Genomic DNA, 24,443 nt, shown 5'->3' on the forward strand with positions numbered 1-24,443 from the left:
ATTTACTTCAATGAACCGAAAGGGTTGGTGGCTTTGGTGCCGCCCCCCACCAGGGCCCCGCCAGTGGCAGGTGCCTTCACGGGCAGGCGTGCGCCGCCCACAGCAGGGTTGCCGAGACTGGCGGCGGCCGGGCCAGCGCCTTGTGCGCCGGACGGACCTGCAGACGTGGCATTGGCGGTGGCCGACGGCATGCGAGGGGCTGCGGTGCGGCTGTTGCGTGCGGGAACCGAGCGGGTTTCTGGCTTGGCGGGGCCTGCTGCAGGGGCTTCAACGAGGATGGGCTCGCCAAGGGCTTCGCGGATCAGACGGGCCACACTTTCGGCTTCGGCGCGCGCGGAGCCGTTGACTTCGTTGACCTTGCGCAGTTGATCGAGGGCTTCGGCACTGACACGCAAACCGCTGACGGCCAGGATGCTCTTGGCCGTGAGATCGGCCGCATCGCGCTGCAAGGCTTCCTGGGCCGCCTGGATGGCCTGCCCGTACTGGCGGCCTTCAAAATGAATCTGGGCGCGGCGCAGCCACGGCATCTTGCTGGTGGGCTCCAGCCGTGCAGCGTCGTCGAGGAGGTCGAGTGCGCGCTCTGTGCGACCTTCCTTGTGGGCCTTGTCGACCGCCGCCATGGTGGACGCGATGCGATCGGGCACCACCTGCCCGGCCACGGTCACGGGCTCGGCCTGAGTGGCCGTTCCATGTGGGGCTGTGGCACACCCCGCCATCACACACACCAAACCAGCGGCCATGCTCGCGCGCACGGCACGTTGAACGAACGTCAACTGCACGTCATCTCCCTGAATGGACTCTTGAATTTCCGACACACGGACCGTGCCGGACAGCGCGCATTACAGCGGAAATCACACCCACACACCCCCCCCCACAAGGGGGCCGGTTACAGACTATTGCACCCGGTTGCAAATCCCCCTCCCCGGAGGGGGCTGCCCCCCGATTTGTCCCACCAAAGGGGTCCTTACACTACGCGCCGCGGGCATGCACAGACCCGCTGCAACACGAAGTCAGGGAAGCCACACATGGGCCGAGGGTCTGTTTCATTGCTGCTGCGTGCCGGGCTGATGAGTGCCCTGCTGGCACTGCTGACGGGGTGCGCCTCGTCCACCAAGGAAATCCTGATGGAGGGCCTGAGCGCCGCCAAGGACACGGCCCTGGAAAGGGTCGGCCTCAAGAAGGCCGAGCTGCCCGAATCGGCCAAGCCCGAACGCACGATCGCCTGGACTTTGCAAGCCGACGAGCAGCTCAACCGGGGCCGCGCAGGCCCGGCGCTGTCGGTGGTGACGCGGCTGTACAAGCTGCGCAGCCCCGATGCCCTGCTGAAGGCGCCGATGGAAACCTTCGGCAATCCGGCGCTGGAACGGGCGCGACTGGGCGATGACCTGATCGAGGTTCGCGAGATCCCCCTGCTGCCTGGCCAGGTGGTGAACTTCAAGGAAAAGACCCACCGCGACGTGCGGCATGTGGCGGTGGTGGCCCTGTTCCACAGCCCGGCCGTCGGTCGATGGCGTTATGCCTTTGCCACCGAGGACGTTGAGCGCACCGGCATTGCCCTGGGGGCACATGCCTGCTCTTTGACTGTCGGCCAGGGGCGTCCGGTCGAAGCCACCGACGTGCCACACGACCTGCCAGAGACCAGCTGCCCCTGACCGAAGCCCGGCTGACCAGAACACTCCCGATACACACCGTGACACCCTCTCCGAAGATTCTCTGGGGCGAAGGCCTGTTCCTGCGTCCGCAGCACTTTCAGCAGCAAGACCGCTACCACGAGTGGCGCCTGGCCCAGATGGCACAGGCCTTGCACCCACAGGCCTGGGGTCTGCAGGGCATGCAGGTCGATGCCGACGCCTTGGGCAGCGGCGTTTTGCGTCTGACCTCGCTGGCCCTGATCTCGCCCGATGGGGAGGTGGTGCGTGCACCGGATATCGACGAGCTGCCGCCCCCCTTGCAACTGCACACCTTGCCCGACACACCGGGCGGCGGCGAATGGGTGTTCCACCTGGCCATGGCACCTCTGCGCGAGGCGGGCGGCAACGCGGCCGCCAGCCCGCAAGAGGCCGACACGGCCCTGCGGTATTACCACCGCCACAGCGAAGTGCCCGACATCTACACACAGGCTGTTCCGGCCGAAGTGGTGACGCTGGGCCGCTCCTTGCGCGTGCTGGGCCCTGACGAACCTCGCGCCCACCTGATCACCCTGCCTTTGCTGGCCCTGCGGCGCACCGCCACCGGAGGCTTCGAACGTGTCGAGCGTTTCATGCCGCCCAGCCTGTCGCTGCAGGCCTGCCCGCCCTTGCTGATGCTGTTGCGCCGTCTGATGGACGTGCTGCAGGCCAAGGTCGATGCGCTGTACGGCATGCACCGCGAGCCCAGCAAGAACATCATCGAGTTCCGCTCAGGTGATGTGGCTTCGTTCTGGTTGCTGCACACGGCCAGTGCCGGTTTTGCACGCCTGACCCACCTGCTGCGTCAGCCCGGGTACCACCCCGAGCGCCTGTTCGAGTCGCTGCTGGAGCTGGCCGGCGCGCTGATGACCTTCTCGCGAGGCTTCACGCTGGCCGACCTGCCCACCTACGACCACCTCCACCCGGGGCCGGCCTTTGCCCAGCTGGACCACATCATCCGCGAGCTGCTGGACACCGTCATCTCCACGCGCTATTTCGCCATCCACCTGCAGGAACAGGTGCCCTCGTTCCACCAGGGCCGCCTCGATTCCGAGCAGGTGCATGCCCAGACCCAGCTGTACCTGGGCGTGAGCGCGGCCATGGCGCCGATGGAGCTGGTCGAGACCGTGCCCATGCGCTTCAAGGTGGGCGCGCCGGATGATGTGGACAAGCTGGTGCTGTCGGCCATGCCGGGCGTGCGGCTGGTGCACGCGCCGCAGGTGCCTGCGGCCGTGCCCGTGCGCCCAGGGGCCTACTACTTCACGCTGGAAGCCCGTGGCCCTTTGTACGAGCGCATGCTGCAGGCCCAGTCGGTCACGGTGTACGTGCCCGCGGGTGTGCAGGACCTCAAGCTTGAACTGATCGCCGTGAACGCCTGAGCCCACACCTCGACACGCCGCAGGAGACCTGACCATGAGCGCCCAATTGCAGACTGTTTCGCCGCCGGCCGGCGCCCACCCTCTCGCCCATGCCGCAGCTGCCCCCAGCCTGCTGACCGAACCCGCAGCACGCACACCCAGCCTGCTCGACCTGATGTACGACGGCTTCTACCTGCTGTTCCTGCTCAAGGGCAAGAACGCACCGCAGGATGCCGACACCTTCCGCGACCGCATCAAGCAGTTCCTGACGCAGTTCGAGCGTCAGGCCACGCGGGTGAATGCGGCGGTCGACGACATCCACCTGTGCAAGTGGGCCTTCTGTGCCACGGTGGACGAAGCCATCTTGATGTCAGGCTTCAAGGCCCGCGACGCGTGGCTTCGCCAGCCGCTGCAGTTGCAGTTTTTCGGCGAACAACTGGCCGGCGAACAGTTCTTCGAACGGCTGGAAGAATTGCGTCGCCAGGGCAGCAGCCGGGTGCAGGCGCTCGAGGTGTTCCACATGTGCCTGCTGCTGGGGTTCCAGGGCAAGTACATCCTGGAAGGCTCGGAAAAGCTGAACTACCTGGTGGCCCGCGTGGGCGACGAGATCGCCCACCACAAGGGCAAGCGTCAGGGCTTTGCCCCGCACTGGGCCGCCCCTGACCGCGTGGTGCACCAGCTCAAGCACGAAGCACCGCTGTGGGCCGTGCTGTCGGTGCTGGCGCTGACCGCTGTGCTGGTGTTCACCGGCATGCGCTGGCACCTGGGCTCGCACACCCGCCAGGGTCTGGCGGCCTTCCAGAACGTGGTGCAGCTGGCGCCTCAGGTGGCCCACGTGACCATCACACTGCCCTGAACTGACAGACCACGCGCTTCACGCACCACCCTGGGCCTCGTCGTCGAGCTTGCGCAGGAAGGCCAGTTTGTCGGCAATCTTGACCTCCAGGCCGCGGGGCACAGGCTGGTACCAGCCGGGCGCCTCGATGCCCTCAGGCAGGTAGGTCTCGCCGGCCGCATAGGCGTGGGGCTCGTCGTGGGCATAGCGGTAGGCATGCCCATGGCCGAGTTCCTTCATGAGCTTGGTGGGTGCGTTGCGCAGGTGCACGGGCACCTCGCGGCTGCGGTCCTGCTTCACGAAGGCACGCGCCTGGTTGTAGGCGTTGTAGCCCGCATTGCTCTTGGGAGCCACGGCCAGGTAGATCACGGCCTGGGCCAGGGCCAGCTCGCCCTCCGGGCTGCCAAGGCGCTCGAAGGTGGTGGCTGCGTCGTTGGCGATCTGCATGGCGCGCGGGTCGGCCAAGCCAATGTCTTCCCACGCCATGCGCACGATGCGGCGCGACAGGTACTTGGCGTCGGCGCCACCGTCGAGCATGCGGCACAGCCAGTACAGCGCGCCGTCGGGGTTCGAGCCACGCACCGACTTGTGCAGCGCCGAGATCTGGTCGTAAAAGTGGTCACCGCCCTTGTCGAAGCGACGGGCGTTCAGGCTGGTCGCCTGGGCCACGAACTCGGCCGTGATGTGCGTGAGTCCTGCCGCACCCGCCGCCGTGCTGCACTGTTCCAGCAGGTTCAGGAATCGGCGCGCATCGCCATCGGCATGGCCGATCAGCGTGTCGGCAGCGGCCTCGTCGAACTGCAGGTGCGGCAAGGCCCGCGCCTGGGCACGCTGCAGCAACTGGCGCAGTTCGGCATCGGTCAGCGACTTCAGCACGTACACCTGGGCGCGCGACAGCAAGGCCGAGTTCACCTCGAACGACGGGTTCTCGGTGGTGGCGCCGATGAAGGTGAACAGGCCCGATTCGACATGGGGCAGCAAGGCGTCCTGCTGGGCCTTGTTGAACCGGTGGATTTCATCGACGAACAGGATGGTGGCCTTGCCCTGGGCCTGCAGCACCTGCGCCTGCTCCATGGCCGCCCGGATGTCCTTGACACCCGAGAACACCGCGGACAGTGCGATGAATTCGCAACCGAAGGCCCGCGCAGTCAGGCGCGACAGCGTGGTCTTGCCCACCCCCGGCGGGCCCCAGAAGATCATCGAGTGCGGCTTGCCGCTCTGAAAGGCCAGGCGCAGGGGCTTGCCTTCGCCCAGCAGGTGGGTCTGCCCGACCACATCGTCGAGCGAGGCAGGCCGCAGCAGTTCGGCCAGCGGGGCCGAGGGCGACACGCGCGGGGCGTGCACCGCCGCGCGAGGCTCGGGCGCCTCGTCCATGGGCAACAGGCTTTCTTGCATGGCGACATTGTCTCAGCAGTGCCTCGCCAGGTGGCATGCTCGCCCCCCACGGCCCCCAGCGAACCGGTGGATGACGCGGGCCCTCACCCCCGCCCTGAACGCGGGATTGGACAAATTGCGTGAAAACCCCCACAATGGCGAATTCGCTCATCCACGCTGGCATGCCAGCAGTGCCCGCCACAGTGATGCTGTGGCAGGCGAAGGTGGCGAATCCAAGTTCATCGACTCTGACCTCTTTCAAGCCGGATGACGGCGCGCAGGCAAGCCCTGTGCTGGCCTTCATCACATACGTGACTTGAGTTCCGGTTGGCGGCGATGCCGTCGCTTCGACCGACTCAACGTGACCTCGGTGCACCGTCCATGTCCATGGACTGCACCCTCACGCAGTCCGGACACGTACCCAGCGACTTCACCTTGGGCCTGTGCCAACGCTGATGCGGCACCGGCCTCTCGGGCTTTGCCTGCCGGGTCGGAACCCGTGGCGGGCGGGCACCGTGTTCTCTGCATCGGCTTGAAAGCACATGATGTCCAAGAATTTCAAGAACGCCGAACAGTCGGCTTCCAAGATCGACGCCCTGGCCCGCCAACTGGTCGAACTCGACGACGAAACCGGCCTGCCCCTGCAGGCAGAGGCTGAAGTCGATGCCGAAGAAACCGCTGAGGCGGCTGACACGAACGCCTTTGCCGCACTGGGCCTGAGCCCGTCGCTGCTGCGTGGCCTGCAGGATTCGGGCTACACCCAGCCCACCGACGTGCAAGTGCGCGCCATTCCCGCCGCCATGGCCGGCCGCGACCTGCGCGTGGCCTCCAGCACCGGCTCGGGCAAGACCGCTGCCTTCATGCTGCCGGCCCTGCAGCGCATCGTGGCCGCTCGTGGCGACAACAACAAGCGCCGCGAAAAGGGCAAGGTGGCTGGCCCGCGCGTGCTGGTGCTGGCCCCCACCCGTGAACTGGCCATGCAAGTGGCCAAGGCTGCTGACACCTACGGCCGCCACCTGCAAGGTCTGCGCGTGGCCACCGTGGTCGGTGGCGTGCCTTACGGCTACCAGCTCAAGGCCTTGAAGGGCCCGCTGGACGTGCTGATCGCCACCCCTGGTCGCCTGCTGGACCACCTGGGCACCGGCGCTGCCGTGCTGAGCAACCTGGAAGTGCTGGTGCTGGACGAAGCCGACCGCATGCTGGACATGGGCTTCATCGACGACATCGAAGCCATTGCGGCCGCCACGCCTGAAAACCGCCAGACCCTGATGTTCAGCGCCACCTTCGCGGGCCACGTGGGCCGACTGGCCGAACAGCTGACGCACGAAGCCGAACTGATCGAAGTGGCCTCGCACACCGACAGCCACGACAACATCGAACAGCGCCTGCACCTGGCCGATTCGCTGAGCCACAAGAACGACCTGCTGGACCACATCCTGACCGACCGCGCCGTCGACCAGGCCGTGGTGTTCACCAGCACCCAGCGTGACGCCGACGTGCTGGCCATTCGCCTGGCCGACATGGGCCACGCCGTGGCCGCCCTGCACGGTGGCATGCCCCAGGGCCGCCGCAACCGCGTGCTGCAGGCCATGCGCCATGGCCAGCTGCGCGTGCTGGTGGCCACCGACGTGGCCGCTCGCGGCATCGACGTGCCCACCATCACCCACGTGATCAACTACGGCATGCCCATGAAGGCCGAAGACTACGTGCACCGCATTGGCCGCACCGGCCGTGCCGGTCGCTCGGGCCTGGCCCTGACCCTGGCCGAGCGCCGTGACGTGCCCATGGTGCGCCGCATCGAGCGCTTCACCACCCAGCGCATTCCCGAGTCGGTGATCGAGGGCCTAGAGCCCAAGATGAAGATGCAAGCCGAGCGCCCTGCCCGTGGCGGCAAGCCGGCCCCGGGCCAGCGCGGCCGTGGTGACGACCGCCGTGGTGGTTTCGGCGGTGGCTTCGGTGGCCGTGAACAGCGTTTCGCTGACCGCGGCGAGCGTGGTGATTTCGGTGGCGACCGTGGCCAGGGTGGCTTCGACCGCCGCGCCGACCTGCGCCCTTCGTTCGACCCCCGCAAGGACGACGCCCGCTTCCGCCCGGCTGAAGCGCACGACGACGCAGCGCCCCAGCGCCCGGCTTTCCGTGACGACCGCCACCCGGACACCCGTGGCGAGTTCCGCCCGGACCGCCGTCACGAAGGCCGTGCCGACCGCGGTGACCGCCCCTTCGGTGACAAGCCTTTCGGTGAAAAGCGCTTTGGCGACAAGCCGTTTGGCGAGCGCAAGTTCGGTGACAAGCCCTTTGGCGAGAAAAAGTTCGGCGACCGCGACCGCAGCTTCGGCGACAAGCCCTTCGGCGAAAAGCGCTTTGGCGAAAAGCGCTTTGGCGACAAGCCGTTTGGCGAGCGCAAGTTCGGTGACAAACCTTTCGGCGAGAAGAAGTTCGGCGACCGCGGCGGCTTCGAAGACAAGCGTGGCTTCGAGCCCCGTGGCGACAAGCCCCACGGCGGCAAGGGCGGCTTCGGTGGCAAGCCCTCGTTCGGTGGCAAGCCTGGCTTCGGCGGCAAGCCCTCGTTTGGCGGCAAGCCCAGCTTCGGTGGCAAGCGCCCCGGCTTCGGCAAGCGCGAAGGCTGATCACTGAAAAGAAAAAGGCCCCTCGGGGCCTTTTTTCATGGCGTCTCGGCTGGCGCTCAGGGCTGCTGCAACACGTCGGCGCCCGGCGGCGGGGTGAAGGTGAAGCGCGACGGTGACAAGGTCACTTTCGTGTCGACTTTCTGGAAGTCCAGCCGCGACTTCTGACCGAAACTGTCCAGCAGTTCCAGGGCCACCAGTTGCCCCGCGGTGAAGCCCACCTTCACCGACTGGAATTGCCCGTCTTTGGCTTTGGGCAGGGCCTCCACCCATTCGATCTGCCCTGCGGAGGGGGCGGCCTTCAGGGTGAAGTCTTTTTCCAGGTTGCCGCCAGCCAGCAGGGCCGCCGGCGATGCGCCAACAGCCTGGCTCATGCCCCGCACCGTCACCTGGTTCAGGTCGGCGTCGTAGAGCCACACCTTCTGTCCATCGCCCACGATCAGCTGCTCGATGGGCTGCGTGTAGGCAAACCGGAAGCGGTTGGGGCGATCGAACTCCAGCGTGCCGGTCGATTTGCGGGCCTTCTTGCCATCGGGCGAGGTGACGGTCTGCGTGAAACTGGCCTGCGCGCTCTTCACGTCTTTCACGAAGTTGCGCAAAGCCTGCACCGGGTCGGCCCAGGCCGCCGAGGCCATGCCCAGGCTGCACCACAGTGCGGCGCCCAGCACAGCGGTCTGGCGCCAACTCTGGGTCACTTGGCGGCCTGCGGCCTCAGGGGCCCCCTTGGCCTGGAGGGCCTTGTTCGTCACACTCATCCAGCTGTTCCTGCCGCCCCACACGGTGGGCGTGTGCAGCCGATTGTTCCACAGCCACCCCACCCTTCTGCCCCTGTGGCGAACGCCCGCTTCGGGGACTGGCCGCGCCGCAGGCAAGCCCTGACGTGCCCGACAATGGCCACAGTGGCGCCTGCCACCCCGCCGCCCCTGTTGTGCCCACCATGAACGCCCCCACCGACACCCCCACCTCCCCCCTTGCATCCGGGGCTCGGCCCACCCAGAGCCGACGCTGGCTGCGTCCCACGGCCGTGGCCGCTGCGGTGCTGGCCACCTGGGGCTTGGGCGTGGGCGTGGGCCTGCCTCGCCTGATCCAATCTCAGGTGGAGCAGCAGGGCGAAGCCGCCCTGGGCGTGCCGGTTCAGGTGGGGGCCGTGCGCCTGTCGCCGCTGACACTGGCGCTGGAAATCGACCGGCTGGAAGTGGGCCCGCCGCAAGCCCGCTGGCTGAGAGTGGGACAGGCCCGCGTGCGGCCCTCATTGGAATCGCTGTGGCGCCTGGCCCCCGTGATCGCCGAGGTGCAGCTGGTGGCCCCGCAGGTCACCCTGGTGCGCACGGGCGACACCACCTTCAACATCACCCCGGTGCTGGAGCGCCTGCGCGCCCGCCCGGCCAGCCCCGACACGGGTGAGCCTGCGCGCTTTGCCGTGGCCAACATCGCGGTGCGCGACGGGCGCTTCGTGTTCGACGACCAGGTGCTCCAACAGCACCACACCATCGACCAGCTGGCGCTGGGCATCCCCTTCCTGTCGAACCTGCCCGTGTTCATCGACAGCCAGGTGCAGCCCTTGCTGAAGGCGCGGGTGGATGGCAGCCCCCTGACCATGAGCGGCCAGACCTTGCCTTTCAAGGACGGCCGGCAATCGACCCTGAACCTGCAATGGCAGCAGGTGGACGTGGCGCACTGGTTGCGCGCGGCCCAGCCCTTCCTGCCCGCCGAGTGGGGCGTAAGTCCGCAAGGCGGCACGCTGAGCACCGACCTGACCCTGCACTTCGAACAACCCGCCAAGGCTGCGCCTGTGGTGCGGCTGACCGGCCAGGCCAGTCTGGACCGCCTGGGGCTGAGCGCCACCCGCCTGCCCGGGCTGGGCCAGACCACCCTGGGCTGGCAAAGCCTGAAGGTGCAAGGCCTGGACACCCAGCCGCTGCGCCAGCAGGCGCGCGTGGGTCAGGTCAGCCTGCAAGGCCTGACCCTGGCCGTGCGCCCTGCCACGGGCCAGCCCACGCGCAGCACCCCAGCGGCTCGCTCCCAGCCCTCCCCTCGCGCCGAAGCGGCGCAGGCCAGCCCCTGGCAATGGGCGGTGGGCACCGCCAGCCTGCAGGCCAGCCGCATCGATGTGCAGACCGCAGCCCTGCCCTGGCCCCAACTGACGGCCCTGCAAGCCCAGGTCAAGGGACTGAGCAACGACCCGAAGGCAGCGGCCGCCGCCTGGCAACTGGCCCTGAGCGACGAACATGGCGGGCAGGTCAAGGCCGATGGCACCGTGCACCTGCCAAGCGCCCACACCGACCTGACCGTGGCCCTGCAGGATGTGCAGGTGCCCGCCTGGCTCAAGCCACTGGAAGCGGGCCTGGACCTGCCCGTGGCCCTGCGCCAGGGCAAGGTGTCGGCCCAGTGGCCGCTGGCCGTGCAATGGGCGGCCCGCGCCGATGCCCCTGCCGCACTGAGCCTGAAAGACGGCACCGTGCAACTGGCCGACTGGCAGGCCAGAACCCGCCCAAGCCGCAGCACCCCGCTGCCCCTGCAGGCCGAGCAGATCGACTTCCAGCGCCTGAGCCTGCAAGGCATCCAGGCCGTCGTGCCCCTGACCGGCAACACGCCGCCGCAAGCCCGCGTGGCCGACACCGTGCTGGAGGGCTTCAACGCCCGGGTGCAGCAAGGCGACCTGAAACTCGCGCTGCAGCAGACCCGGCTGCAGGTGCGCAACGCCTCGACCGACCTGAAGCAGCCGGTGCAGCTGGACCTGCAGGCGCGCACGCCGGGCCAGGGCACCCTGGCTGTGCAGGGCGAGGTGCGTCCTCAGCCGCTGAACGCCAAACTGAAGGTCAAGGCCCGCCAGCTGGACCTGAGCCCGCTGCAGCCTCTGCTGGCCCCGCACGTGAACGTGGTGCTGGCCAGTGGCCGGGCCCAGGCCGATGGTCAGCTGACCCTGCAACGGGGCGCGGGTTCGACCCCGGCCTTGAAAGCGGGCTATCAGGGCATGGTGGGCCTGAACGAGCTGAAGCTGCTCGACACGGTGAACGACGGCACCCTGCTGAGCTGGCGCCAGCTGGCCCTGAACCGCGCGCAGTTCGACTGGCAGGACGACGGGCAGAAGGCGCCTCAGCTCAACGCCGACCTGGGCCAGATCCAGCTGGCCGACTTCTTCGGCCGCGTGATCGTCAATGCCGACGGTCGCCTGAACCTGGCCCAGATCGTCAAGCAGGCCTCGCAGACCGAGCCAACCTCGCTGACCACGCCCCAGGCCCCGACGGGCTCGCCCACCTCCACTGCACCCGCCTCCCCCGCTGCGCCCGCCCCAGCCGCCCCCAATGCCTCGGCAGCGGCCCCCGCCTCACCGGCCAGCGAGCGCCCCACCCCGGTCATGGACCTGCGCTGGCAAGGCATCACCCTGGCGCAAGGCCGGGTCGACTTCACCGACCTGTTCATCAAGCCCAACTACTCGGCCAACCTCACGCGCATCGGCGGCACGGTCTCGGCTGTGGCGGCGCGCAACCCCGAACCCGCCACGGTGGACATCGCCGGCAGCGTGGACGACGCCGCACCACTGAAGATCAGCGGGCGCATCCACCCGCTGGGCCCCACGCTGTTCACCGACATCCAGGCCAGCGCCAAGGGCGTCGAGCTGACACGCCTGAGCCCCTACGCCGCGCGCTATGCGGGCTACAACATCGACAAGGGCAGCCTGTCGATGGACGTGAGCTACAAGGTCGATGGCGGTAAACTGGCCGCTGAAAACCGCATCTTCCTGGACCAGCTCACCTTCGGGGAGCGCAACAACAGCCCCGATGCCACCCACCTGCCCGTGCAGCTGGCCGTGGCCCTGCTCAAGAACAGCCGTGGCGAGATCGACATCAACCTGCCGATTTCGGGCTCGATCAATGACCCGCAGTTCTCGGTGGGCGGTATCTTGTGGAAGGTGGTGGTGAACCTCGTCACCAAGGCCCTGACCGCCCCGTTCTCGTTGCTGATGGGCGGGGGTGGCGAAGAAATGAGCTTCGTCGCCTTCGCACCCGGATCAGCCGTGCTGGACGACACCGCCCGCAAGCGGCTGGATGCGCTGGGCGCCAAGCTGGCCGACAAAGGCGGCCTGAAACTCGACGCCACGGGCTGGGCCGACGCTGGCAGCGACACCGAAGGCCTGCGCGACGAGCACGTGCGCCAGCTGATGCGCGCGGCCAAGGCCAAGGCCACCGGCCAGGCGGTGGAAGACACCGAAGTGGCCCCGGCCGAGGAGGCCCAGTGGCTGGCCGCCGCCTACAAGGCCGCCGACATCAAGAAGCCGCGCAACCTGGTGGGCCTGGCCAAGACCCTGCCGCCGGCCGAGATGAAGGCCCTGCTGCGCGCCTCGGCGCCCACGGGCAACGAGGCCCTGACGCGCCTGGCCAACCAGCGCGGCAATGCTGTGAAGGCCTACCTGGTGCAGAAGGTCCCCGCCGACCGCGTGCTGCTGACGGCCTCGAAGCTGAACCCCGAAAAGGCCGCCGACGACAAGGGCCCGGTGACCCGGGTGCAGCTGGGCGTCAAATGAAACAGGGCGCCCGCAGGCGCCCTGTTCGGCGTGGAGCGGCCGAGCGCTCACCGGATCACGGGCTCACTGGTCGTCCCATGGCGCCGACGTGGCGCCGCCGTCCCCGCCCCGCGCCGGGGTGATGATCTCGCGGTTGCCATTGGTGGCCATGCTAGACACCAGGCCCGACTTCTCCATCTGCTCCAGCAGGCGCGCCGCGCGGTTGTAGCCAATGCGCAGGTGGCGCTGCACCAGCGAGATCGAGGCCTTGCGGTGCTGCAGCACCACGGCCACGGCGTTGTCGTACATCGGGTCTTGCTCGCCGTCGCCACCGCCCATGGGGGAGCCGTCGAGGTTGCTGCCTTCGTCGCCCAGCGAGCCACCTTCCAGAATGCCCTCGATGTAGTTGGGCTCGCCCTGGGTCTTGATGTACTGCACCACGCGGTGCACTTCCTCGTCTGACACGAAGGCGCCGTGCACCCGCATGGGCAGGCCGGTGCCCGAGGCCATGTAGAGCATGTCGCCCTGCCCCAGCAGCGCCTCGGCGCCCATCTGGTCGAGGATGGTGCGGCTGTCGATCTTGCTGCTGACCTGGAAGGAAATGCGGGTCGGGATGTTGGCCTTGATCAGGCCCGTGATCACGTCGACCGACGGGCGCTGCGTGGCCAGGATCAGGTGGATGCCGGCCGCGCGGGCCTTCTGGGCCAGGCGCGCGATCAGCTCTTCGATCTTCTTGCCCACCACCATCATCAGGTCGGCCAGCTCGTCGATCACGATGACGATGTGCGGCAGGCGCTCCAGCGGTTCGGGCTCGTCAGGCGTCAGGCTGAAGGGGTTGGGGATGAGTTCGCCCCGCGACTTGGCCTCGTCCATCTTCTTGTTGTAGCCGGCCAGGTTGCGCACGCCCATCTTGCTCATGAGCTTGTAGCGGCGCTCCATCTCGCCCACGGCCCAGTTCAGCGCGTTGCCCGCCTGCTTCATGTCGGTCACGACCGGGCACAGCAGGTGCGCGATGCCTTCGTACACGCTCATTTCCAGCATCTTCGGGTCGATGAGGATGAGGCGCACATCGCGGGCTTCGGCCTTGTACAGCAGGCTCAGGATGGTCGCGTTGATGCCCACCGACTTACCGGAACCCGTGGTACCGGCCACCAGGCAGTGCGGCATCTTGGCCAGGTCGGCCACCACGGGCGCGCCCACGATGTCCTTGCCCAGGCCGATGGTCAGCATCGACTGCGCGTCGTTGTAAACCTGCGAGCCCAGGATCTCGGTCAGGCGGATCATCTGCCGCTTGGCGTTGGGCAACTCCAGCGCCATCAGGTTCTTGCCCGGGATGGTCTCGACCACGCGGATGCTGACCAGCGACAGCGAACGGGCCAGGTCCTTGGCCAGGTTGACGATCTGCGAGCCCTTCACGCCGGTGGCCGGCTCGATCTCGTAGCGGGTGATGACCGGGCCCGGCGAGGCAGCCACCACGCGCACTTCAACGCCGAAATCCTTCAGCTTCTTTTCGATCAGGCGCGAGGTCATTTCCAGCGACTCGGCCGTGACGGTCTCCATGCGGCCCGGGGCCTCGTCCAGCAGGTCGATCTGCGGCAGCTTGGTGTCGGCCATGTCCGAGAACAAGGGCTGCTGCTTTTCCTTGACCACGCGGTCGGACTGCGGCACCTCGATCACGGGCGGCTCGATCACCAGGGGGATGGGTGCATCAAGGGGCGAGAGTTCCTGGCGCTCTTCGGCCACCACGCGCTTGCGCTCTTTCTTGGCCTTCTCGCCGATGCGGATGTCCTGTTCGACCTCGCGGCGGGTTTCGCGGCGCTCCTTGAGCAGGTCACCCAGGCCACCGATGCGCTCGGCCAGGTCCAGCCACGAAAACTTCAAGGCCATGCCCATGCCGGCCACCAGCAGGCCGATGGCGGCCACGCCCGAGCCATTGAAGCCCAGCCACTTCATGGCCAGCGGGCCGAGGGTGGCGCCCAGCACACCGCCGGCGTGCTGGCCGGCCAGGCTGAGCTCCTGCCGGTACAGGCGGGTCCACTCCAGGGTGCAGCTGGCCGCCAGCAACACGGCCACGCCCAGCCAGAAACGCCAGGCGGGGGTGGCGGGCGCCTGAGGCAGCCCCAGGGCGGTGTCTCGGCGCAGCCACAAGGCCAGGCCCCCCAGCCAGCTGCGCGCGCCGATCACCAGCAGCCACCAGCACGACTGGCCCAGCAACGCATACGCCAGGTCGGAGGCCCAGGCCCCGGTGGCGCCCACCCAGTTGGACACCTCCACATGCTGCCCCGAGGTCGTGAAAGCCGCGTCCATGGGGTGGTGGCTGAGCAGCGCCAGCAGGAACAGCACCAGCGCGATGCCACTGGCCAGCAGGTTGAACTGGTAACGCAGGCCCGCCTCGGGCGGTGGCACCGGCTCGGGCGGCGGCGTCATGGCCTGCCGCGTGACGCGGCCAGTCACGCGGCGGCCGGCCGTGTCGGCACGGGGCTCACGGCGGGGCGTGCGAGGGGCACGGGGCGGATCGGCGCGATCGTCTGCCGCGTCGTCCTGCAAGGATCCCAAAGGAAAGCTCATCCCGTGATTGTGGGGTGAAAAAAGCAAAAACCGCCCCGTGGCGACCACGCAGGCGGTGTGCAGCATGAAAGCCTGCCAAGGGCAGGCTTTCGGTCCCGAAGGCCTCTCGGGCGTGAGCGGCTCAGGCGGTGGCGACCAGGTGGTCGCGCAGCACCACCGACCCGGTCTCCTGGGTGTGGATCAGGCCGCGCTCTTCCAGGTCTTTCATCACGCGAGAGACCATTTCGCGGGATGCGCCCACGTGCTTGGCCAGGTCCTGGCGCGACACCTTGGTGCGGATGATCTTCTCGCCATGGTCTTCGTCGGCCATGTCCAGCAGCGCACGGGCCACGCGGCCGTACACGTCCAGCAGGGCCAGCGATTCGATCTGGCGGTCGGCATTGCGCAGGCGGGACACCAGGCCACGCAAGATGGCGTAGCTCAGGCTGGAGTTCTCGGGCAGGCAGCGCGCGAACTCGGCACGGCCCAGCAGCAGCACGTCGGTCTGCACCTCGGCGCGCACGGTGGCAGAGTGCGGCTCATTGTCGATCAGGCTCATCTCGCCGATGTAGTCGCCCGCCTCCAGCACGGCCAGGATGACTTCCCGGCCTCGCTCGTCGGCGGCCACCACGCGCGCCCGGCCTGTCAGCAGGATGAACAGCGCATTGGTCTTGCGGCCACGCTCAACAATGAGCTCACCGCGTCGAAAACGACGCTTGACCACGCTTTCGGCAATCGACTCGGCCTGCGCCTGGGTCAGCATGGAAAACAGGGGAACGCGCCGGATCAGATCCAGGTTGGACAACATCGCCATGGGCATCTCCTCATTGGTGCCAGGGGTGCGGTTTGCAACAGCGGTGGCTGAAAGCCACCGGGTCCTGACGCTGTCTTTTCGCGCCGGTCTGTGGCATTGCTCACCAGTCCCTACAATTTTCGGCAGGCGCTCCGGAATTTTTAGACATTTTTTTGACTTCTTTCCAATCCCGTCCGCGCCACAGGAAATTCAATGGCGATCCGCGGCGGCCACAAGCAACCGTTGGATACTTCTGCCTGCACTGAAAGACACCCATGAGCACTTCACACAGCCAAGTCCTGATCCTCGGCTCCGGCCCTGCCGGCTACTCGGCCGCCATCTACGCCGCCCGCGCCAACCTCAAGCCCACCCTGGTCACCGGCATGGCCCAGGGCGGTCAGCTGATGACCACCACCGAAGTGGACAACTGGCCCGCCGACGTGCACGGCGTGCAGGGCCCAGAGCTGATGCAGCGCTTCCAGGAACACGCCGAGCGCTTCCAGACGAACATGGTGTTCGACCACATCAACGAGGTCGACCTGTCCAAGCGCCCCTTCACGCTCAAGGGTGACGCCGGCAGCTACACCACCGACACGCTGATCATCGCCACCGGCGCCTCGGCCAAGTACCTGGGCCTGCCCTCGGAAGAGGCCTTCATGGGCCGCGGCGTGAGCGGCTGCGCCACCTGCGACGGTTTCTTCTACCGTGACCAGGAAGTGTGCGTGGTGGGCGGCGGCAACACGGCCGTCGAAGAAGCCCTGTACCTGTCGAACATCGCCAGCAAGGTGCACCTGGTCCACCGCCGCGACAAGTTCCGCGCCGAAGCCATCATGATCGACAAGGTCCATGAGAAAGTGGCCGCCGGCAAGATCGAGCTGCACCTGTTCAACACCCTGGACGAAGTGCTGGGCGACAACACCGGCGTGACCGGCGTGCGCCTGAAGAACGTGAACGACGGCAGCACCACCGATGTGGCCCTGAAGGGCTGCTTCATCGCCATCGGTCACTCGCCCAACACCGACATCTTCAAGGGCCAGCTGGAGATGGAAGACGGCTACATCGTGACCCGTGGCGGCCACAAGGGCTTTGCCACCATGACCAGCGTGCCGGGCGTGTTCGCCGCCGGCGACGTGCAGGACCACGTGTACCGCCAGGCCATCACCAGCGCTGGCACCGGCTGCATGGCCGCCCTGGACGCCCAGCGCTTCCTGGAACAAGGCGCCTGAAGCCTTCACCCCGGAAGGCCCTCTGAAAGAGCCTCCAAGCAGGAACTTGGCGAGACGTCAAGTTCCTGCTAGAATCTCGTTTTTCTTCGGAAAAAATTTGGCCCGAGTGGCCGGATCGCGAAGTTCAGGTGAATGCGCTTGCTGCAACCCGGATGATCCCGCCACCGGAAGGGTGTTCACCAGGCAGGCTTTTTCATGGGCCCACCTGCTCTGCTCACCGCTTCGCAACACAAGCGCACTACGCGAACGAACTGGAGAAGCGTCATGGCACGCGTCTGTCAAGTCACGGGCAAAGGCCCGATGTCCGGGAATAACATTTCCCACGCCAACAACAAGACCAAGCGTCGTTTTCTGCCCAACCTGCAGTACCGCCGTTTCTGGGTCGAAAGCGAAAACCGCTGGGTGCGCCTGCGCATCAGCGCCGCCGCTCTGCGACTGATTGACAAAGTGGGCATCGACCAGGTCCTGGCTGACCTGCGCGCCCGTGGCGAACTGTGATTGGAGAATGAACCATGGCTGCTAAAGGCGGACGCGAAAAGATCAAGCTGGAATCCACTGCGGGCACCGGCCACTTCTACACCACCACCAAGAACAAGAAGACCACGCCCGAAAAGCTGGAATTCATGAAGTTCGACCCCAAGGCCCGCAAGCACGTGGCCTACAAGGAAGTCAAGCTGAAGTAATTTCAGCCCTTCCCACCGAAAAGCCCGCCCGCGCGCAAGCCTGGCGGGTTTTTTGTCGCCTGTCAGGTGTTGCCCCATGTCACGGGGCGGGCGCAGCTTTGCCACACTGCGATACGCTAGGCGCACCTGTGTCCGATCGTCATCGCACTGCACCCATGAACCCCAGGAAGACCTTGTCATTGGCCCTTGCAGCGGGCACCGCGCTCTCAGGGGGCCTGTCTGCCCATGCCGCCACGGCCGTCGCCACGGTGCCGGTGGAGGCCCACGCCTTTCACCAGGCCGACCTGCCCCTGCCCGCCCCGTTGGTGATGGGCTGGCAGTACGAAGACCAGAACGGCAAGCACCTGGTGGCCCTGATGCAGAGCGCCGACGCCAAGACCAGCCGCCGCGCAGCCAAGGCCACCGGCACGGCCGCCTGGCAGGGGCCCGCCCTGTACGCCGTGTCATGGCGCCTGAAGGGGGCGCGCTGGGTGGCCGAATGGGCCCTGCGTGATGGCGTGGAATGCCCCGAACTGGACGCCGAAGCCCGTTTCGTGCTGCCCCAGGTCACGACGCTGGACGCCGACGACGACGGCGTGGCCGAGGTGTACCTGCCCTACAAGCTGCTCTGTGGCGGTGGTGTCGACCCCAAGACGCTGAAGGTGATCATGCGCAGCGGGGAGCAGAAACTGGCCGTGCGTGGCAGCACCCGCGTGATCCTGCCCGACCAGGCCCCGGCAGGGGGCGACTACCAGCTGGACGAGGCCCTCGACCTGCCTGCCAACAAACCGTTTCGGCGCCAGCTGATGAAGCTCTGGCAGCAGACCTACCTGGAAAAACCGGGCGCACCATGAAAAAAGCCCCGCTGATGCGGGGCTTGGTTCTTCCGGGCGCAGCCTGGATCAGGCGTGCGCGGCGCGCAGCTTGCGCGAGAACTCCTGCAGGGCCTGGATGCCGCTGGCCTCGGCCTTCTGGCACCAGGCCTGCAGCTCATGGGCCAGCTGTTCGGCCGACACATTGGTCTTGGTCCACACCTGGCGCAGTTCTTCACGCATGGCGATCAGCTTGCCCAGCTTGGGGTTGTCGGCCAGGGCCAGGGCCAGGTCGGTGCGCAGGTTGGCGGGCACCTTGTCTTCGTCGCGGTGCAGCCACTTGCGCACGCGGGCCAGCTTCTCGGCCGCCGCCTGCTGGCCATCACCCTTGAGGCGGTTCAGCTCGGTGGCGCAGGCCGCACGCACTTCGCGGGCGTAACTGGCCATCAGCTCGTAGCGGTGTGCGGCAATGGCCTCGAGGGTCTTGACGTCGGCCACGGGCTTGACTTCACCCAGCGTCAGGCGCGGCGGCACCTTGCGCACGGTGGCCAGGCCCAGCATCTCCAGCCCCCGGATGTAACCCCAGCCGATGTCAAACTCGTAAGGCTTGACCGACAGCTTGGCCGAGGTCGGGTAGGTGTGGTGGTTGTTGTGCAGCTCTTCGCCACCGATGAGGATGCCCCAGGGGCTCACGTTGGTGGACGCATCGGCCGCCTCGAAATTGCGGTAGCCCCACCAGTGGCCCAGGCCATTGATGATGCCGGCCGCCGTGATCGGGATCCAGACCATCTGCACGGCCCACACGGTGATGCCGATGGCACCGAACAGGGCCAGGTCGATGGCCAGCATCAGGAAGATGCCCAAAGTGGCGTGCGGGGTGTAGAGCCTGTTTTCCAGCCAGTCGTTCGGCGTGTTGTGGCCGTACTTCTTGAGCGTTTCGGCATTGGCAGCCTCGGCCGCGTACAGCTCGCGACCGCGCAGCAGCACGGTCTCGATGCCGTGGGCCACGGGGCTGTGCGGGTCTTCGGCGGTCTCGCACTTGGCGTGGTGCTTGCGGTGCACGGCCACCCACTGCTTGGTCACCGTGGCCGTGGTCAGCCACAGCCAGAACCTGAAGAAGTGCGACGGGATCGCATGCAGGTCCAGCGACCGGTGCGCCTGCGAGCGGTGCAGGAAGATGGTGACCGACGCGATGGTGATGTGCGTGAGCAGCAGCGTGTAAGCCACGATCTGCCAGGCACTGGCGTCGACCAGACCCTTGTCGGCCCACGTGAGGAAGGCGTCAACCGCGGGCGAAGACATCAGGAATTCGAACATGGGGTACCTCAGACGAAGCCGCGATTGTAGGACCCGGGCCGGGACTCAGCGCTTGCGGCAGCGCAAAGATGGGGGTGAACCCCCACGGTCCAGTGTGTGTCGAACGCCAGCCGGTCAGCGCGTGGAAAACCCGTGGGCTTGTGGTGTTTTCACGGGCGAGCCAACTGCTGCAATGCAGCATCGATCTCGGCCTGCAGGGTTTCGGCCAGGGCCCGCCGGTCGGCGTGTGTGACACGGTGGGCCGGCAGCACCTGAAGGGTCACGGTCAGGTTTTTCGCACCGGCCACCCACCACAGTGACTGCACCAGTGTGGTGTCGCCCACATAGGCCGCTGCCGGGCTGATGGCGTGCTGCGCATCGCTGTAGCGCACGGCCACGGGCTGAACCGGCACATCGGCGTCGATGGCCGACTGCAGCAGGTTGGCGTGGAAATGAAGCAGGGCTTGGCCATCACCCGTGGTGCCCTCAGGGAAGACCGCGGCCGTGCCCCCTTCTTGCAAGGTCTGCGTGAGCAGGCCCATCACGCGCATGGCGTCACGGCGGCGAGCGCGCTCGAGCAAGATGGTGCCGGCCAGCACCACCATGCGCCCCACCACGGGCCATTGCGCCACCTCGGCTTTCGACACGAAGCGTGCGGGGTGGGCTGCCAGGATGGCCACGATGTCCAGCCACGACACATGGTTGCCCACCACCAGCTTGGCGCCCGGACGGAATTCACCCTGCACCTTCAACTGCACACCCAGGCCCCGCAGCACGCGCAGCGACCAGCGCTGCACCAGCTCGCGCTGGCGCTCAGGGGTGTGGCGGGCAAAGCTGCGGTTCATGCACCAGGCCACCCACAACAGGTTGACCAGGGTGCGCAGCAGGCGCACCACCGCCACCGGCACACGCCACCAGGGGATCATCAGGCCACCTGGGCTTCGTGGGCCACCTGCCCGGCCACCACCGTCAGGCGCACGCGCCCCGGCATTTCCATGCCGGTGCACTCGTAGGCAAACGGGGTGTGCTTGCCCTGGCTGACCAGGGCCTCGGGCTGCACACGCCAGCTGTCACGCGGGTCGAACACGCACAGATCGGCCACACCGCCCTGCACGATGCGACCTGCACTGGTGGCCAGCGAGCCCAGGGCGTCGCCCAGCACCTTCACGGGGCCCAGGGTGACGGTGCCCAGTGCGCGGCGCAGGGCCTCGGCTGGCAGGCTGGCGGCCTCACCGGCTTGCAGGCCCGCGGCCTTCAGCGCCAGGCTCAGCAGCAGCTCGACACCGGTGCCGCCGGGGGTGGCTTCGCCAAAAGGCAGCAGTTTTTCGTCTTCGCTGACCGGGGTGTGGTCAGACACCAGGGCGTCGAGCGTGCCGTCGGCCAGCGCGGCCTGCAGGGCATCGCGGTCACGGCCCTGGCGCAGCGGCGGGTTCAGGCGCATGGCCGAGTTGAAAAAGCCGATGTCCACGTCGGTCAGCATCAGCGAGTTGATGCTCACGTCGGCCGTGATGGGCAGCCCCTGGGCCTTGGCCTGGCGCACGATCTCGATGCCGGCCGCGCTGGACAGGCGGCACAGGTGCACGCGGGCTCCGGTGGCGCGCGACAGCTCGACGATGGTGTTCAGGGCAATGGTTTCGGCGGCCACGGGCACACCCGACAGGCCCAGGCGCGTGGCCACGGCACCGCTGGCGGCAATGCCCTTGCCCAACCAGGCGTCTTGCGGGCGCAGCCAAACCGAGTACCCGAAGGTGGCCGCGTACTGCATGGCGCGTTGCAGCACCAGCGTGTCCTTGATGGCCACTTCGGCCTGCGAATAGCCCACGCAGCCGGCTTCGTGCAGCTCGGCCATCTCGGTCAGGTTCTCGCCCTTCAGGCCGCGGGTCAGCGCCCCCAGGGGGAACAGACGGCAACGGCTCAGCTTGCGGGCACGCAGCTTGAGCATCTCCACCAGGCCGGGCTCGTCGAGCGTGGGGTCGGTGTCGGGCAGGCAGACCACGCTGGTCACCCCACCGGCAGCGGCAGCGGCCAGTTCGCTCTCCAGCATGCCTTCGTGCTCGTAGCCCGGCTCGCGCAGGCGCACGGCCAGATCCACCAGGCCCGGGGCCACGATGCAGCCGGAAGCGTCGATGGTGCGGTCGGCCGTGAAGTCGGCACTGACCTGGCCGATGGACACGATGCGACCGGCGGCCATGGCGACATCGCCCTGCACGTCCAGGCCGCTGGCCGGGTCGATCACGCGGCCGTTCTTGATCAGGAGTTTCATGCTTCGTTCCCCGCGATGATGGACATGACGGCCATGCGCACGGCAATGCCGAAAGTCACTTGCGGCAGGATCACGCTCTGGGCGCCATCGGCCACGCTGGAGTCGATCTCGACACCGCGGTTGATGGGGCCGGGGTGCATCACGATGGCGTCGGGTTTGGCCAGGGCCAGCTTTTCCGGGGTCAGGCCGAATTCCTTGAAGAACTCGCCCGAGCTGGGCAACATGCCGCCGCTCATGCGTTCGTTCTGCAGGCGCAGCATGATCACCACGTCGGCATCGCGGATGCCTTCTTCCATGCTGTGACACACGCGCACGCCCATCTCGCGCAGGTCACCGGGCACCAGGGTGCGCGGGCCCACCACACGCACCTCGGGCACGCCCAGCGTGGTCAGCGCGTGGATGTTGGAGCGGGCCACGCGCGAGTGCACGATGTCGCCCACGATGGCCACCGTGAGGTTGGTGAAGTCTTTCTTGTAGTGCCGGATGGTGTACATGTCCAGCAGCGCCTGCGTGGGGTGCGCGTGGCGACCGTCGCCGGCATTGACCACGTGCACATGCGGCGCGCAATGCTGGGCGATCAGGTAAGGCGCACCGCTTTCGCTGTGGCGCACCACGAACATGTCGGCGTGCATCGCGCTGAGGTTGGCGATGGTGTCCAGCAGGCTTTCACCCTTGGAGGCGCTGCTCTTGGCGATGTCCAGGTTGATGACATCGGCGCTCAGGCGCTTGGCCGCGATCTCGAAGGTGGTGCGGGTGCGGGTGCTGTTCTCGAAGAACAGATTGAACACGCTCTTGCCACGCAGCAGCGGGATCTTCTTGACCTCGCGGTCATTGACCGACACGAACTGGCCGGCGGTGTCCAGGATCTGGTGCAGCACGTCGCGGGGCAGGCCCTCGGTGGTGAGCAGGTGGATCAGCTCGCCATGCTGGTTGAGCTGGGGGTTGCGTCGTTGCATCAGACCCTCTCGAAATGGAAAGTGAACTGGCCATCGGCCCCACGGCCCAGCGACACGCGCTCGGCCGCTGGCAGGGTGATGCGCGCGGCCGAGAAGGCCGGCTCGATGGGCAGCTCGCGGCCCCCGCGGTCGACAAGCACCACCAGGGTGACGCTGGCGGGGCGGCCGTAGTCGAACAGTTCGTTGATCACGGCGCGCGTGGTGCGGCCGGTGTACAGCACATCGTCGATCAGCAGGATGTGGCGGCCTTCGATCTCGAAAGGCAGGTGGGTGGCGTCACGCGAGGCGGCCATGCCGCGGCGCGAGAAATCATCACGGTGCAGGGCCGACGAGATGCAGCCATGCGGTTCGGTCCGCTGCAGGTCGTGGCTCAGGCGCTCGGCCAGCCAGGCGCCGCCGGACCACACGCCCACCAGGGCCGAATCGGGTTGCACCAGGCGTTGCACGCCCTTGAGGAGCACGCCATACAGCTGCTCGGCGTCCAGGCGAAGGGAGGCTTGGGTTTCGCTCATGGGTTGTCGTTGAAAAACTGTTGCAGGATCACGGCCGCCGCGGCCGCATCCAGGTCATCGGGGTCGTCGCGTTCGGCTTCGACACTGGAATAGCGCTCATCGACCTCGTGCACCGGCAGGTGGTAGCGGCCGCTGAGCTGGCGGGCGAACTTGCGTGCCGCCAGGGTGATCTCGTGCTCGGCACCGTCAGGGTGGAAGGGCACCCCCACCACCAGGGCGTCGGGCTGCCATTCCTTGATCAGGCGCTGGATGTGCTCGAAGCGGGCCGAGCCTTCGGCGGCGATGGAGCGCAGGGGCTGGGCCTCGCGCAGCAAGGTGTTGCCACAAGCCACGCCCACGCGGCGGCGCCCGTAGTCGAAGGCCAGCAGGGTGAGGGGTGCCGTCATGCGTGGCCTGCGTCGAGCGACAGCACGCTGCGGTCGATGCCCAGCAGCGAGAGCGCCCGGTCGTAGCGCTGCTCCACCGGGGTGTCGAAAATGATGGCGGGGTCGGCCTGCACGGTCAGCCAGCCGTTGCGAGACAGCTCGTCTTCCAGCTGGCCGGCGCTCCAGCCCGAGTAGCCCAGGCTGATGAACACCTTGCGCGGGCCGGCGCCACTGGCCATGGCTTCCAGCACGTCGCGCGACGTGGTCATTTCCAGGCCGCCGGGGATCTTGATGGACGAGTTGTAGTGCCCGCCCTCTTCATCGAGCTGTTCGTGCAGCACGAAACCACGCTCGGTCTGCACCGGGCCGCCCAGGTACACGGGGGTGGACAAAAGGTCGTCACGCTCGAGGTTGAGGTTGACCTTTTCAAACAGGCCGCGGACATCGATGTCCACCGGCTTGTTGATGACCAGACCGAGGGCGCCGCGTTCGGTATGCTCGCACATGTACACCACCGAGCCCGCGAAATTGCCGTCGCTCATGCCGGGCATGGCAATGAGGAACTGGTTGGTGAGATTGATGGGCGCTTGTTCGGACATGCGCGCAATTTTAGTCGCCCTGCAATGCCCCCGCCCGCTGAATCAGACAC

Annotated in this window: 21 protein-coding genes; 9 read left to right on the forward strand and 12 right to left on the reverse strand. The window is 67.3% G+C overall.

Annotated elements, in window-relative coordinates; all coding sequences use genetic code 11:
- Positions 1 to 2: 2 nt before the first annotated feature.
- A complete protein-coding gene (locus EYS42_RS02125) occupies positions 3 to 779 on the reverse strand; it encodes a hypothetical protein (protein WP_165456604.1) in 777 nt (258 codons plus the stop codon).
- A 288-nt stretch (positions 780 to 1,067) separates the two neighbouring features.
- Here EYS42_RS02125 and tssJ point away from each other — a divergent pair, with 288 nt between their 5' ends.
- From tssJ to icmH, 3 genes are read left to right on the forward strand one after another with little or no spacing between them, the layout of a single operon-like run.
- The gene (gene tssJ / locus EYS42_RS17025) at positions 1,068 to 1,652 is read left to right on the forward strand and encodes a type VI secretion system lipoprotein TssJ (RefSeq protein ID WP_165456605.1); all 585 of its coding nucleotides are present in this window, start codon (positions 1,068 to 1,070) and stop codon (positions 1,650 to 1,652) included.
- Between the two features lie 38 nt (positions 1,653 to 1,690).
- The gene (gene tssK / locus EYS42_RS02135) at positions 1,691 to 3,046 is read left to right on the forward strand and encodes a type VI secretion system baseplate subunit TssK (RefSeq protein WP_130966202.1); all 1,356 of its coding nucleotides are present in this window, start codon (positions 1,691 to 1,693) and stop codon (positions 3,044 to 3,046) included.
- A gap of 34 nt (positions 3,047 to 3,080) precedes the next feature.
- Positions 3,081 to 3,881, forward strand: coding sequence for a type IVB secretion system protein IcmH/DotU (icmH, locus tag EYS42_RS02140; RefSeq protein ID WP_130966203.1), 801 nt, complete (start codon positions 3,081 to 3,083; stop codon positions 3,879 to 3,881).
- Positions 3,882 to 3,899: 18 nt separating this feature from the next.
- On the opposite strand, the gene EYS42_RS02145 is transcribed toward icmH, so the two are convergent.
- Positions 3,900 to 5,234, reverse strand: coding sequence for a replication-associated recombination protein A (locus EYS42_RS02145; protein ID WP_130966521.1), 1,335 nt, complete (start codon positions 5,232 to 5,234; stop codon positions 3,900 to 3,902).
- A gap of 542 nt (positions 5,235 to 5,776) precedes the next feature.
- On the opposite strand from EYS42_RS02145, the gene EYS42_RS02150 reads away from it, so the two are divergent.
- Positions 5,777 to 7,861 (forward strand): DEAD/DEAH box helicase, encoded by a 2,085-nt coding sequence (locus EYS42_RS02150; RefSeq protein WP_245503463.1) that lies wholly within the window; start codon positions 5,777 to 5,779, stop codon positions 7,859 to 7,861.
- A 56-nt stretch (positions 7,862 to 7,917) separates the two neighbouring features.
- On the opposite strand, the gene lolA is transcribed toward EYS42_RS02150, so the two are convergent.
- The gene (gene lolA, locus EYS42_RS02155; protein ID WP_130966204.1) at positions 7,918 to 8,613 is read right to left on the reverse strand and encodes an outer membrane lipoprotein periplasmic chaperone LolA; all 696 of its coding nucleotides are present in this window, start codon (positions 8,611 to 8,613) and stop codon (positions 7,918 to 7,920) included.
- Between the two features lie 182 nt (positions 8,614 to 8,795).
- Here lolA and EYS42_RS02160 point away from each other — a divergent pair, with 182 nt between their 5' ends.
- Positions 8,796 to 12,383: a DUF748 domain-containing protein gene (locus tag EYS42_RS02160; RefSeq protein ID WP_130966205.1), complete on the forward strand. Its 3,588-nt coding sequence runs from the start codon at positions 8,796 to 8,798 to the stop codon at positions 12,381 to 12,383.
- A 63-nt stretch (positions 12,384 to 12,446) separates the two neighbouring features.
- Here EYS42_RS02160 and EYS42_RS02165 read toward each other — a convergent pair whose 3' ends face one another.
- Both EYS42_RS02165 and EYS42_RS02170 read right to left on the reverse strand, forming a co-directional pair.
- A complete protein-coding gene (locus tag EYS42_RS02165; RefSeq protein WP_130966523.1) occupies positions 12,447 to 14,789 on the reverse strand; it encodes a DNA translocase FtsK in 2,343 nt (780 codons plus the stop codon).
- A 262-nt stretch (positions 14,790 to 15,051) separates the two neighbouring features.
- On the reverse strand, positions 15,052 to 15,723 hold the full coding sequence (locus EYS42_RS02170; RefSeq protein WP_130966206.1) for a Crp/Fnr family transcriptional regulator: 672 nt from the start codon (positions 15,721 to 15,723) through the stop codon (positions 15,052 to 15,054).
- A gap of 254 nt (positions 15,724 to 15,977) precedes the next feature.
- On the opposite strand from EYS42_RS02170, the gene trxB reads away from it, so the two are divergent.
- From trxB to EYS42_RS02190, 4 genes are all read left to right on the forward strand, one after another.
- Entirely contained in the window at positions 15,978 to 16,928 is a 951-nt protein-coding gene (gene trxB / locus EYS42_RS02175) for a thioredoxin-disulfide reductase (RefSeq protein ID WP_130966207.1), read from the forward strand.
- A gap of 264 nt (positions 16,929 to 17,192) precedes the next feature.
- Complete coding sequence (gene rpmB / locus EYS42_RS02180; RefSeq protein WP_130966208.1) at positions 17,193 to 17,426, forward strand: 50S ribosomal protein L28; 234 nt, start codon at positions 17,193 to 17,195, stop codon at positions 17,424 to 17,426.
- Between the two features lie 14 nt (positions 17,427 to 17,440).
- Positions 17,441 to 17,611, forward strand: coding sequence for a 50S ribosomal protein L33 (rpmG, locus tag EYS42_RS02185; protein WP_130966209.1), 171 nt, complete (start codon positions 17,441 to 17,443; stop codon positions 17,609 to 17,611).
- Positions 17,612 to 17,766: 155 nt separating this feature from the next.
- The gene (locus EYS42_RS02190; protein ID WP_130966210.1) at positions 17,767 to 18,444 is read left to right on the forward strand and encodes a M949_RS01915 family surface polysaccharide biosynthesis protein; all 678 of its coding nucleotides are present in this window, start codon (positions 17,767 to 17,769) and stop codon (positions 18,442 to 18,444) included.
- Between the two features lie 48 nt (positions 18,445 to 18,492).
- Here the strand turns inward: EYS42_RS02190 and EYS42_RS02195 are convergent, their stop codons facing one another.
- The 7 genes from EYS42_RS02195 to EYS42_RS02225 all read right to left on the reverse strand — a co-directional run bounded on the left by EYS42_RS02195 (position 18,493) and on the right by EYS42_RS02225 (position 24,393).
- Positions 18,493 to 19,719, reverse strand: a complete 1,227-nt coding sequence (locus EYS42_RS02195; RefSeq protein WP_245503464.1) for a DesA family fatty acid desaturase — start codon at positions 19,717 to 19,719, stop codon at positions 18,493 to 18,495.
- A 149-nt stretch (positions 19,720 to 19,868) separates the two neighbouring features.
- The gene (locus tag EYS42_RS02200) at positions 19,869 to 20,624 is read right to left on the reverse strand and encodes a lysophospholipid acyltransferase family protein (protein WP_130966211.1); all 756 of its coding nucleotides are present in this window, start codon (positions 20,622 to 20,624) and stop codon (positions 19,869 to 19,871) included.
- Positions 20,624 to 21,961 carry a dihydroorotase gene (locus EYS42_RS02205; protein ID WP_130966212.1) on the reverse strand — a complete coding sequence of 446 codons (1,338 nt, stop codon included), beginning with the start codon at positions 21,959 to 21,961 and terminating at the stop codon, positions 20,624 to 20,626. The genes EYS42_RS02200 and EYS42_RS02205 overlap by 1 nt, the downstream gene beginning before the upstream one ends.
- Positions 21,958 to 22,920: an aspartate carbamoyltransferase catalytic subunit gene (locus tag EYS42_RS02210; RefSeq protein ID WP_130966213.1), complete on the reverse strand. Its 963-nt coding sequence runs from the start codon at positions 22,918 to 22,920 to the stop codon at positions 21,958 to 21,960. Before EYS42_RS02210 ends, EYS42_RS02205 begins: the two co-directional genes overlap by 4 nt.
- Positions 22,917 to 23,429, reverse strand: coding sequence for a bifunctional pyr operon transcriptional regulator/uracil phosphoribosyltransferase PyrR (gene pyrR, locus EYS42_RS02215; RefSeq protein WP_130966214.1), 513 nt, complete (start codon positions 23,427 to 23,429; stop codon positions 22,917 to 22,919). Before pyrR ends, EYS42_RS02210 begins: the two co-directional genes overlap by 4 nt.
- Positions 23,426 to 23,815 (reverse strand): Holliday junction resolvase RuvX, encoded by a 390-nt coding sequence (gene ruvX, locus EYS42_RS02220; protein WP_130966215.1) that lies wholly within the window; start codon positions 23,813 to 23,815, stop codon positions 23,426 to 23,428. The genes pyrR and ruvX overlap by 4 nt, the downstream gene beginning before the upstream one ends.
- Positions 23,812 to 24,393, reverse strand: coding sequence for a YqgE/AlgH family protein (locus tag EYS42_RS02225; RefSeq protein WP_130966216.1), 582 nt, complete (start codon positions 24,391 to 24,393; stop codon positions 23,812 to 23,814). The genes ruvX and EYS42_RS02225 overlap by 4 nt, the downstream gene beginning before the upstream one ends.
- Positions 24,394 to 24,443: the final 50 nt, after the last annotated feature.

Origin of the sequence: Aquabacterium lacunae (assembly GCF_004310865.1) — a bacterium.
GTDB classification, from domain to species: domain Bacteria; phylum Pseudomonadota; class Gammaproteobacteria; order Burkholderiales; family Burkholderiaceae_C; genus Aquabacterium; species Aquabacterium lacunae.